Source organism: Chimaeribacter arupi (genome assembly GCF_002858805.1).
Classification (GTDB): Bacteria; Pseudomonadota; Gammaproteobacteria; order Enterobacterales; family Enterobacteriaceae; genus Chimaeribacter; species Chimaeribacter arupi.
Map to the genome: position 1 here is coordinate 55425 of NZ_PJZI01000033.1, position 11929 is coordinate 67353.

At 56.1% G+C, this 11929-nt stretch carries 8 protein-coding genes and 1 pseudogene; 5 read left to right on the forward strand and 4 right to left on the reverse strand.

Going from position 1 to position 11929, the window contains the following annotated elements; translation table 11 throughout:
• The first annotated feature begins 55 nt into the window (after positions 1-55).
• Both CYR52_RS17520 and CYR52_RS17525 read left to right on the forward strand, forming a co-directional pair.
• Positions 56-478, forward strand: a complete 423-nt coding sequence (locus tag CYR52_RS17520) for a secondary thiamine-phosphate synthase enzyme YjbQ (RefSeq protein ID WP_101829058.1) — start codon at positions 56-58, stop codon at positions 476-478.
• On the forward strand, positions 475-828 hold the full coding sequence (locus CYR52_RS17525) for an MmcQ/YjbR family DNA-binding protein (protein WP_072932974.1): 354 nt from the start codon (positions 475-477) through the stop codon (positions 826-828). The genes CYR52_RS17520 and CYR52_RS17525 overlap by 4 nt, the downstream gene beginning before the upstream one ends.
• Before the next feature lie 30 nt (positions 829-858).
• Here the strand turns inward: CYR52_RS17525 and CYR52_RS17530 are convergent, their stop codons facing one another.
• Both CYR52_RS17530 and uvrA read right to left on the reverse strand, forming a co-directional pair.
• Complete coding sequence (locus CYR52_RS17530) at positions 859-1947, reverse strand: glycoside hydrolase 5 family protein (protein WP_101829059.1); 1089 nt, start codon at positions 1945-1947, stop codon at positions 859-861.
• Positions 1948-2119: 172 nt separating this feature from the next.
• Positions 2120-4975, reverse strand: a complete 2856-nt coding sequence (gene uvrA, locus CYR52_RS17535) for an excinuclease ABC subunit UvrA (protein ID WP_072932980.1) — start codon at positions 4973-4975, stop codon at positions 2120-2122.
• A gap of 277 nt (positions 4976-5252) precedes the next feature.
• On the opposite strand from uvrA, the gene CYR52_RS17540 reads away from it, so the two are divergent.
• The 3 genes from CYR52_RS17540 to CYR52_RS17555 all read left to right on the forward strand — a co-directional run bounded on the left by CYR52_RS17540 (position 5253) and on the right by CYR52_RS17555 (position 10047).
• Positions 5253-5807 (forward strand): single-stranded DNA-binding protein, encoded by a 555-nt coding sequence (locus CYR52_RS17540; protein WP_072932982.1) that lies wholly within the window; start codon positions 5253-5255, stop codon positions 5805-5807.
• 547 nt (positions 5808-6354) lie between these two features.
• Positions 6355-8550 carry a glycosyl hydrolase family 18 protein gene (locus CYR52_RS17550; RefSeq protein WP_072932987.1) on the forward strand — a complete coding sequence of 732 codons (2196 nt, stop codon included), beginning with the start codon at positions 6355-6357 and terminating at the stop codon, positions 8548-8550.
• A gap of 543 nt (positions 8551-9093) precedes the next feature.
• Complete coding sequence (locus tag CYR52_RS17555; RefSeq protein ID WP_165699099.1) at positions 9094-10047, forward strand: FRG domain-containing protein; 954 nt, start codon at positions 9094-9096, stop codon at positions 10045-10047.
• A gap of 321 nt (positions 10048-10368) precedes the next feature.
• Here the strand turns inward: CYR52_RS17555 and gabP are convergent.
• Positions 10369-11682: pseudogene (gabP, locus tag CYR52_RS17560) on the reverse strand (GABA permease); the annotation flags it as partial.
• Positions 11683-11809: 127 nt separating this feature from the next.
• The coding region (locus tag CYR52_RS22460) for an aldehyde dehydrogenase family protein (RefSeq protein ID WP_146001347.1) at positions 11810-11929 on the reverse strand (120 nt) is incomplete at its 5' end.

The window sequence follows — 11929 nt, forward strand, 5'->3', positions numbered from 1 at the left end:
TATCTTTCACTCAGTTGATACACACTTAGGGAACCGAGTGAAAAATGGAGGATGTATGTGGCATCAGCAAACCCTGACCCTGAGCGCCAAAGCGCGTGGGTTTCACCTGATCACCGATGAGGTGACCGGCAAACTGGACAGGTTAGCGCAAGTGGACACCGGCCTGTTGCACCTGTTGCTTATGCACACGTCCGCCTCACTGACGTTAAATGAGAATTGCGATCCCACCGTGCGTGCAGATATGGAGCACCATTTCCTGCGGCAGGTGCCGGAAAATGCCGACTACCAGCACGATTATGAAGGGCCGGATGATATGCCCGCCCACATTAAATCCTCCTTGCTGGGCGTGTCACTGACGCTGCCGGTGCAACGCGGGAAACTGCTGCTGGGCACCTGGCAGGGCATCTGGCTGGGTGAGCACCGCAACCACGGCGGCCAGCGCCGCATCGTCGCTACCTTACAAGGAGACTTTCAATGAACAGTTCGGACCTGCTCGACTACTGTATGTCCAAGCCGGGCGCGGAGCAGAGCGTAGATAACCAATGGAACGCCAACCAGATCAAGGTCGGTGACATGATGTTTGCGATGGTGAGCGCAGTGCAGGAGCGGCCTGCGATCTCGCTGAAAACCAGCCCGGAGCTGGCCGAAGAGTTGCGCGCCAAACACCCGGAGATTGTGCCCGGCGAGCACCTGAACAAAGCCCACTGGAACACCCTGTTCCTTGACGGCGATCTGCCCGATTCCCAGTTTTATTTCCTGATCGACAGCTCCTACCAACTGGTGGTGGAGAGCCTGCCGGAAGCGGTGCGGCACGATCTGGGCGTATAGGCGGCCTTGCCTGCCGGGGTGCGGTAAAGGCTATTTTTGCCCGGCCCGCCCGGTCAGCTGATGCACCAGATCCATCTCCGCCTGGCGGAACGGGGTGCCTTGCTCGTCGAGCACATCGTGGAACCAGAGCGCTGGATCGTCGCGCTTCTCTTTGCGTATCAACGGCCACGGCAGCCAGGTCTGGGTTTTGCCGCGCACCAGCCCCCACTGGTAACAGCCGACCCGCAGGGCGTGGAACTGCGGGAGCTGTTGTTCAATCAGGCTGCCGATATGGCGTGCCAGCCACTCGGTGCAGATCACCGGGCGGCGCATCTGCTGCCAGTAGCCGAGGATCGGCAACAGCGCCGGGGTATCGACGTAAGCGTGGAAGGTGATGATGTCTGAACGCTGTGCCGCCGCGACGTCAATCGGGTGCTGGTACCAGCTCGGCGTGGCCTGGCCGGGGTTGAGCGGCAGGTGCCACGCCCCCACCGTCAGCGGCTGCGTCGGGTCTTCGAGGCGCGCCCAGTCAAACACCTGGTGCATCAGCTCCAGCGCGAACGTTTCCAGCTCCTGTTCAAACAGCACTTCCTCCGCCGGGCCGATGAAAATCGCCCGGTTGCCCGGCTCGTTGTAGAGATCCCACATAAACACGCGCGGGTCGTCCCGGAAGGTGCGGATCACGTCGCGGATATAGCGTTCGATGTCCGGCCAGCCTTCACGGTTCATCACCGTGCGGCGGCCGGGGCTGGCCGCGGCCTGGCTGTTGTGGATGTCCGGTTCCGGCGCTTTTTGCGGGCCGAGGAACGGCTCATCGCCGGAGAAACCGCAGTCATCCATCAGCGTCAGCATCACCATCATCTGATGGTTCGCCGCCAGCGTCAGGAAGTGGTCAATCCGCGCCAGCAGGCCGTCACGGTCCGCCTGCCAGACGATAAACGGCAGGTTGATGCGCAGATGGTTATAGCCGATGGCGTGTGCCCAGCTGAGTTCCTGGTCGATGGTGTGCGAATCGAAAGTGTCAGCTTGCCAGAGTTCCGTCCAGTTCACGGCCGTGCGCGGCAGGTAATTAAACCCGCAGGGCCATCGCTGTTGCTGGTACCACGTATTGGCTTGTTGCTCACTCCATTGCTCACGCATTGCCGGACTCCTGATAACCAGAAAACTCGGTGTGAGGGGGTAAGAGCAGGGCTGCCCTGTCTCTCTATGATCGTAGCAACCCGGCAGGAAAAGGCCGTGATTTCGCCGGATTATGCGCGATAAACCGATAAAAAAAGCCACGCTGTATCGCGTGGCCTGGTAATGCCTCAAATCAGGCAGATTTCCTCTGCTTCTGCTGGTGGTGCGCCAGTATCGGCTTCAGGAAGCGGGCGGTATGGGACGCCTCGCACTCTGACACGGTTTCCGGCGTGCCGGAGACCAGAATCTCCCCGCCGCCGCTGCCGCCTTCCGGCCCCAGATCGACGATCCAGTCCGCGGTTTTAATGACATCCAGGTTGTGCTCAATCACCACAATGGTGTTGCCCTGGTCACGCAGCTGATGCAGCACCTGCAACAGTTGGGCGATGTCCGCAAAGTGCAGGCCGGTGGTTGGTTCATCCAGAATGTAGAGCGTCTGCCCGGTGCCGCGTTTCGACAGCTCACGCGCCAGTTTCACGCGCTGCGCCTCACCGCCGGAGAGCGTGGTGGCCGACTGCCCCAGGCGGATGTAAGAGAGGCCGACGTCGATCAGCGTCTGGAGCTTACGCGCCAGCGCCGGCACCGCGTCAAAGAACTCGCGCGCCTCTTCGATGGTCATCTCCAGCACTTCATGGATGCTCTTGCCCTTGTAGCGGATCTCCAGCGTCTCACGGTTATAGCGCTTGCCGCGGCACTGGTCGCACGGCACGTAGATGTCCGGCAGGAAGTGCATCTCCACCTTGATCACGCCGTCGCCCTGGCAGGCTTCACACCGCCCGCCGCGCACGTTAAAGCTGAACCGCCCCGGCGTATAGCCGCGGGTACGGGATTCCGGCACCCCGGCAAACAGCTCACGCACCGGCGTGAAGATGCCGGTGTAAGTGGCCGGGTTGGAGCGCGGCGTACGGCCAATCGGGCTCTGGTCGATGTCGATCACCTTGTCGAACTGCTCCAGCCCGTGCACCTCACGGTAGGGGGCCGGTTCGATGATGGTGGCACCGTTCAGCGCGCGCTGGGCAATCGGGAACAGCGTATCGTTAATCAGCGTCGATTTGCCGGAGCCGGACACCCCGGTGATGCAGGTAAACAGCCCCACCGGCAGCGTCAGGGTGACATCTTTCAGGTTGTTGCCCTTCGCACCCGTCAGTTTCAGCACGCGTGACGGGTCAGCCGGGACGCGCTCCACCGGCACGGAGATTTCCCGCTCGCCGCTGAGGAACTGGCCGGTCAGGGACTCGGCATTCGCCATGATGTCCGCCGCCGTGCCTTCGGCCACCACCTGGCCGCCATGCACCCCGGCACCGGGGCCGATGTCGATGATGTGGTCCGCGGCGCGGATCGCATCTTCATCGTGCTCGACCACAATCACCGTGTTGCCGAGGTCGCGCAGGTGGATCAGCGTCTCCAGCAGCCGTTCATTGTCGCGCTGGTGCAGGCCGATGGACGGCTCATCCAGCACGTACATCACGCCGACCAGCCCGGCACCAATCTGGCTCGCCAGACGGATACGCTGCGCCTCGCCGCCGGAGAGCGTCTCCGCCGAGCGCGACAGCGACAGGTAGTTCAGGCCGACGTTGACCAGGAACTTCAGGCGGTCGCCGATCTCTTTCAGCACTTTTTCCGCGATCTTGGCGCGCTGGCCGCTGAGCTTCATGTTCTGGAAGAAGGTCATGGCGTGGCCGATGCTGAAGTCTGAAATCTCCGGCAGCGTGGTGTTCTCCACAAACACATGGCGCGCCTCTTCCCGCAGGCGGGTGCCGTGGCAGGTGGTGCAGGGGCGGTTGCTGATGTATTTCGCCAGGTCTTCACGCACCGCCGACGATTCCGTCTCTTTGTAGCGGCGTTCCATGTTGTTCAGCACGCCTTCAAACGGATGGCGGCGCACCGAGGTGTCGCCCCGGTCATTGATGTATTTGAACTCGATGGTCTCACGGCCGGAACCGTTGAGGATCGCCTTCTGCACCGTCGCGCTCAGCGAGTCGAACGGCGCTTCGATATCAAACTTGTAGTGATCCGCCAGCGAGCGCAGCATCTGGAAGTAGTAGAAGTTGCGGCGGTCCCAGCCGCGGATCGCGCCGCCGGCCAGCGACAGCTCCGGGTTCTGCACCACGCGGTCCGGGTCAAAGAACTGCTGCACGCCGAGGCCGTCACAGGTCGGGCAGGCGCCGGCCGGGTTGTTGAAGGAGAACAGGCGCGGTTCCAGCTCACGCATACTGTAGCCACAAATCGGGCAGGCGAAGTTGGCGGAGAACAGCAGCTCAGGGGCGTTGGCGTCATCCATATCCGCCACCACCGCGGTGCCGCCTGACAGCTCCAGCGCCGTCTCAAACGACTCGGCCAGGCGCTGCGCCAGATCCTCACGCACTTTGAAGCGGTCCACCACCACTTCGATGGTGTGCTTCTTCTGCAACTCCAGCTTCGGCGGATCGGAGAGGTCACACACTTCGCCGTCGATACGGGCGCGGATGTAGCCCTGCGCCGCCAGGTTCTCCAGCGTTTTGGTGTGCTCGCCTTTGCGATCTTTAATCACCGGGGCCAGCAGCATCAGGCGGCGGCCCTCCGGCTGGGTGATCACGTTGTCCACCATCTGGCTGACCGTCTGCGCCGCCAGCGGCACGTCATGCTGCGGGCAGCGCGGCTCACCCACGCGGGCAAACAGCAGGCGCAGGTAGTCATGAATTTCGGTAATGGTCCCGACGGTCGAGCGCGGGTTATGCGAGGTGGATTTCTGCTCAATCGAGATCGCCGGTGACAGCCCCTCGATATGGTCAACATCCGGCTTTTCCATCAATGACAGGAACTGGCGCGCGTAGGCCGACAGCGACTCCACGTAGCGGCGCTGCCCTTCGGCGTACAGGGTGTCAAAAGCCAGTGAGGATTTGCCCGAACCAGACAGGCCGGTGACAACGATCAGTTTGTCGCGCGGGATGATCAGGTTGATATTCTTGAGATTATGGGTGCGTGCACCCCGAACTTCGATCTTATCCATTCATATTTCCCGGATTAAACACGATCTCTCACTATGCCGGTCACTGGTTTCCGGTGCGCGATGCCGCAAAGCACCGGAAGAAAAAGCAGGGGCACAGAAAGTACGAAACGTTTAATTATGACACAAAAAAACCTGAATGGATATCCAGTATACCGGCGCAAAATTGTTTATACTGTCACCCATTCTGAGGCACACTTCGCAGGTATGATCAGGCGCGGTGGCGTGCTAAAATGATTGGTTTAGTATCGTAAAAATTAACTCATTGTGGAGAGTCGACATGGCCAGCAGAGGCGTAAACAAAGTGATTCTTGTCGGGAATCTGGGCCAGGATCCGGAAGTGCGTTACATGCCGAGCGGCGGCGCTGTGGCGAACATTACCCTGGCGACATCTGAATCCTGGCGTGACAAAGCCACCGGCGAGCAGAAAGAGAAAACAGAATGGCACCGCGTGGTGCTGTTCGGCAAACTGGCGGAAGTGGCGGGTGAATACCTGCGCAAGGGTTCTCAGGTCTACATTGAAGGCTCCCTGCAAACCCGTAAATGGACGGACCAGTCCGGCCAGGAAAAATACACCACGGAAGTGGTGGTGAACGTGGGCGGCACCATGCAGATGCTCGGCGGCCGTCAGGGCGGCGGTGCACCGGCAGGCGGCGGCCAGGCGTCCGGCGGCAACAACGGCGGTTGGGGCCAGCCTCAGCAGCCGCAGCAGAACAACCAGTTCAGCGGCGGCCAGCAGTCCCGCCCGGCCCCGCAGCAGAACCACGGTTCTTCGAACAATGCCCCGATGAACAACGAACCGCCGATGGATTTCGACGACGACATCCCGTTCTGATCCGGCGCATGGCGTATCCGGCCATTAAAAACCCTGCTTCGGCAGGGTTTTTTTATGTCTGCCGTCCGGCACCCTAAAAGAATTCTTAATATTTATTAGATTAAATAATAAAAAAACACATTAAAACAAACAAAATACATCTGTTCAGAATCATTTCAGCGTTTAACTTTTTTGGCGCAGGGGCAGGGCGGTTTTTATTCGGTCCGGGAGGAAGGCCGGTGAAAAGAAGGCGGTGGACATCACACCGCACCGCAGTACCGTTAAAAAATCATTCAGGACATTTATATTAATAAAACTGAAGCAGCCCGGCAGACCGTTAGGTTTTTTTGCTGCCGATGTTCCCTTTTTGTAAAAAAACATCGCTACAGGAATATGATAATTTGATCCAGGTTAAGGTTAATTTTTTTATTAATCATTTTCTTGCTCCTTATTAGTGGGATTGGTAAAAACTGACGGCATTTATATGCATCACGGTTTGAATGACTCTCCCGGTATTTTTACCGGGATAAGATCCGTGCGATAAATTAAACCTGAAGGAGCATTTATTATGAAGTTAAATAGACTGGCGCTGTCGTTAATGGTGATATTATCCGGCACGCCATTTATTTCCTCTGCCGCCACGCTGGTGGCGAATGACGACACCAATACCATTTCGGGTTTAGACAGCAGCCAGATGCTGTCAGATGACAATGGTGAACGGTGGATTGCCTATACCGATGAAAAACAAAATGATTTTCCCGGCAATAAAACGGTGGTCGTGGCGGTTAAAGACACGAAGGCCATTAATTCAGAAATGTATGACCCGGCTTTATCATACCCGACTACCGGTACCATGGTCCGTTATAACGGCTATTACTGGACCAGCAAATGGTGGGTAAACCCCGGCGAAGTACCGGGCAGTAATGACGTCTGGCAAAATGCCGGGGAGATAAAAATTCAGGAATTGGGTACCTTTAAATTTACGCCTTATACCGGGCAGGCGGCGATTGATTTCCAGAAAAAACAGAAAGACGCACTCGCCGCGCAGCGTAAAGTGGCAGGTTATTTCCCGGAATGGGGCGTTTATGATGCCCATAATAATTTTACGCCGGATAAAATTGACTACAGCACACTCACCCAAATTAACTATGGTTTTGCCGTGGTAAAAAATGGCCAGGTCGTGATGCATGACACCGAACAAGGGCCGAGATTAATTCGTGAGCTTAATGATCGCACCGCGGCAGCCGGTGTCCGCCATGTCATCTCCATCGGCGGCTGGAATAACTCAGAAGAAGGGGCGTTTGAAGCGGCAACCGCCACCCCGCAAGGTATCGAAACCCTCGCGAAAAGCATGGTCGACTATATGCTGGAGTGGGAGTTTGACGGGATTGACGTTGACTGGGAATACCCGGATGCGGATAACGAGAAAGAGGCCTTCACTAAGCTTATCCAGTCCGTGCGCAGCAAGCTGGATGAGCAAGGGATGAAGGATGACACCTATTACTCGCTCTCGGCGGCGGTGACCACCAACCACAACAAGATCGCCTACACCAACCCAGCAGTGACCGCGCCGCTGCTGGATAACGTCAACGTGATGGCGTATGACTTCCACGGCGCGTTCGAGCCTGTTACCGGCCACAACGCCCCGCTTTACGCCAACACCCAGGATCAGGATCAGCTGTTTAACGTCGATTCCGCCATGAAAGAGTATGTGAATACCTGGAAGGTGCCGAAGTCCAAACTGCTGATGGGCATCCCGTATTACGGCCGCGGCTGGGGCGACGTCGACCCGATACAGGTCGTCAATGGCCTGCCCGGCCTGTTCGCGCCCGGCAGCGCCACCGTGCACGGCACCTGGGATGATGACGGCCAGAACACCGGCACCCATCCGTGGTACGTGCTGAAAGAGAAAGCGGCCAGCGAGGAGTATGGGCGTTATTGGGATACGGAATCCAAAGTGCCGTATCTCTATAGCCTGGAGAAAAAAGAGTTCCTGACTTATGACGACCCGGAATCGATCCGCAATAAAGTCGATTACATCAACCGTGAAGGCTACGGCGGTGCGATAGTCTGGGACATCAGTGGTGATACGCCTGACCATGAGCTGGGTAAAATTGTCCAGGATGCGTTCAAGACCCTGACGCCGGTGAAAGAGTTCAAGATCGTCATCCCACCGGCGTATAACGGCCCCTCTATCCAGGTGTTGCTGAGCAAAGAAGATCAAACCACCAAGAAATTCGTGGTCTTCGTGAACGGCAACTATGCCGGACACACAGAGAACGGTACCGTCTACTACGGCAGTAAACAGGCTAAAGGGGACGATGTCGAGGTGCTGTTACACTGGGGGCTGAAAGCCGGCGACGTGGTCGACATCCAGCAGGATGACAAGATCAACCCGCCGGTTGTCCTGGAGAAATTCACCGTCACGCAGGATATGCTGAAGTTCCCGGAAGCGACGAAAGCCCAGAAACAGGCTGTTAAATTGTTTGTTGATAAAAACGACGACAATGCCGTGAAACTGACGTTAAGCAACGAGGACCAACGCAACCGTAAGTTTGTGGTCTGGAAAAACAACGTTTACCTGGGGCATACCGATCGCGGTTCGGTCTACTACGGCAAGAAAGTGGTGGAGGGGCGTAATACCACGGCGATCTTCCGCACTGCATTGAAAGCCGGGGATGTGCTGGAAGTCCGGGAAGAGAACGGCGTCAGCGCGCAGGTGCGGTTTGATATGTTCACCGTGACCCAGGATATGCTGAAGTAAGCGCTTGTGTGCATTGGGTCAAAGCCATTCCCGGCCGGGAATGGCTTTTTTATTGGCGGCATCAGGCAATGCTTTTGCCCGGCCGCGCGGCCTAAGCGCCTCTCTTGCATCAGGTTTCCTCAGCGTCCGGCGGGCCTGGTACGGCAGCAGAGCCAGGCCCCATGACTGATGCACAACGCCCGTCGATGGATTTTAAGAAGAGCACCCCGTCACCCTGTGTGAAGTAACCACAAAGCGCCTGTAAAAAGAGCTGGCTTAATAGAGAAATAATACATTTTACTTTGTATACAGTTATCTCTTAAGGGATGTGGGCTCCAGCCTTTTTCTGTCATCATTCAGTAATCTCATCACCCTCAGGTTTTAATCAAAAAGTGAGGTTCGATGCTTTCCCCAAGGAATATAAACCATGACAGAGAAACTATTCTGTTCTTATAAATCTATTGATTTTTCAAGATTTTCAGTCATAAATAATAATTATAGTTATCAAGAATTAGTAACATGACTATATAATCAAGTAAAACTTAATAATAAATGGGGGTTGCCTTGACTGCAGAAGATTTTTGGAGACCATTCGAAGTAGTAGTGGAGAACTTTGATGATTTACTCAAGATTATTAATCAAATCATGGAAAAGGCTGTTGCAAAAAATATAAGTTTTGCATGGCGTGGGCAGGTTGATGCAAGCTGGGCACTACACAGCTCTTTGTACCGAAGAATGAATTTAACAAAAGGGAGAATATTGAAAGAGGATGAGATAGAAAAAGCAGAAAAAGACGTGCTGACCGAATTGCATCGGTGGGGGCTGCATTCATCCTCCCAGAATGGCCGTCTCTCTATATTGAATCAATTAGCCATACTTCAACATTACGGCGCGCCCACCCGGCTTATAGATATTACGTTTAACGCCTGGGTTGGTGTATGGTTTGCTGTTGAGGAAAAATGGACCAATGGAAACAAAGACAGTGATGATAAAGATTGCAGGCTCTTTGCCTTTGATATAACAGATAGATTAATAAATGAAAATAGTAGCCATCGCTCCTGGGAGGATGATTTCAGCCGACCATGGAAACAAGATCGGGAAGATGGGATAAGTAAAAAAGAATGGACAACGTCGGTATACGCGTGGAAACCGGCGAACCTTGATGCCAGGATCTCTGCTCAAAATGGCGGCTTCTTATTTGGGGGAGTGCCTGGGACAACTAAGCCTGATAATAAAATTTTCCAATTCCCTAAGTCGCCAAACTCCAGAGAGGATGGCTGGTGGACTATAGAAGAAGGAAGGAAAGCGTGTTGTATTGCTGCCAGGCCTCATGTATTTGAGCCTGCAAAAGGGAAAGGGGCTGGGCCGGGTGCGCTCTATACATTTAGAATAAAAGCGGCAGCCAAAGAAGACATCCGAAAAAGACTTGATAAACTTTTTGGTTATCGGCATTCAACGATATATCCTGATTTCTCAGGGTTTGCAGCATTTGGGATGCCAGGGATAAAAAGCGGTTAGTTTGAATAGTGAATGATTGATCTTTCCCCAGGGAAATTTGCTCCGGCATGATAGGTTTTTCATGTGAGAGAGTGACCTTGCCTTTTAATAAAACAAGGCGATTTTTAAGTGATTTTTCCGAACATGTTTTCCAGGTTGAAGTGAACGAAGCATTTCCCACGGTTATTTACCTCAAAAGCAGAGGCTAAAAAGCCCCTTGCGGGGCTTTCAGACAGCATCTTTTTTGCTGAAAATGCTGGTATTTCAACGCCGTGAGGCCGCCATCTGTGCGGCCGGGGCGCGTGCCTCGCGTTTTTTGCGGTGCACCCAGAACGAGCTGGTGACTACCACGGCGGCGAGGATCAGGGTGGCGAGCACCTGCCCGCGCTGGTCAGGCATAAACAACATGCAGACCAGCATCACCACGATAAATGCAATCACCGCCAGCGTGATCCACGGGTAGCCCCACATGCGGATCGGCATCTGTGATTTACGCAGTTGGGTGCGCATCCGCAACTGCGACACCGCAATCACCAGATAGACCAGCAGGGCAATGCAGCCGGTGCTGGCGATCAGGAAATCGAACACGTTTTTCGGCGCGTAATAGTTGGCGATAACTGTCAAAAACGCCGCGATGGTGGAGAGCATCACCGCCATGTACGGGGTTTTCACTTTGTTGGTCTTGCGGGCGGCCGCCGGGGCGTCGCCGCGTTTGCTCAGGGAATAGAGCATCCTGGAGGCGGTATAGAGCGCGGAGTTCAGGCAACTGCACACCGCCAGCAGGATGATGCCGTCCATGATCGGCTTGGCATACGGGATATGCAGCGACTCCAGCACCGACTGGTAAGAGCCGAGGGTGGTCAGGTCGTGGCTGTTCCACGGCACCAGCGTAACGACCATAAAGATCGAGCCGAGGTAGAACACGGTGATGCGGCCAATTACCGAGCGGGTGGAGCGCACCACATGCTCCGCCGGGGAGTCGGTTTCGGCCGCGGCGATGGTGACGATCTCGGTGCCCATAAAGGAGAACATGGTGATCAGCACCGCCGCCAGCACCGCGCCGATGCCGTGCGGCATAAAGCCGCCCTGGCTCCACATCAGTGACAGCCCGGCATGTTCGCCTTTCGGCAGCACGCCGATCAGCGCCAGCGTACCCAGGGCGATAAAGGCCAGAATGGCGATCACCTTGGTCAGCGCGAACCAGAATTCAAATTCGCCGTAATTTTTCACGTTCAGCAGGTTACTGCCGGTCAGCGCCAGGGTGATCAGCAGCGAGAACAGCCAGACCGGCACGCCGTCTACCCAGCTGTGCAGAATGGTGGCGGCGACGTTGGCTTCCAGCGGGATAACCAGCACCCAGAACCACCAGTAGAGCCAGCCGATGGTGTACCCGGCCCACTTGCCGATGGCGCGATCCGCGTAAGTGGAGAAAGAGCCGCTGTCCGGCGAGGCGGCGGCCATCTCGCCCAGCATCCGCATAATCAGCACCACCAGCAGCCCGGCGATGGCGTAGGCGATCAGGGCCGCCGGGCCGGCCAGGGCCACGGCGCTGCCGGAGCCGACAAACAGGCCGGCACCGATCACGCCGCCGATGGACAGCATGGTGATATGGCGGGATTTCAGGTTGGTATTCAATTCACTGGCGTGTTGACTCATAAGCTTCCCTTACTTTCCTGTTTGTGCCGTACACGCAAACAGGAAAATGTCGTGATGTGGTTAATGGCGTCGTGCGGTGAATCACTGCCTGCCGGAACCGGGCGCGGCGCGCCCGGCAATGGGCGATTTATTGGCTGATGTCAAAGCAGAGGTATTTCAGTTCGAGGTACTCCTCCAGCCCGTAGCGTGAGCCTTCACGGCCGAGCCCGGACTGCTTCACCCCGCCGAACGGCGCGACTTCATTGGG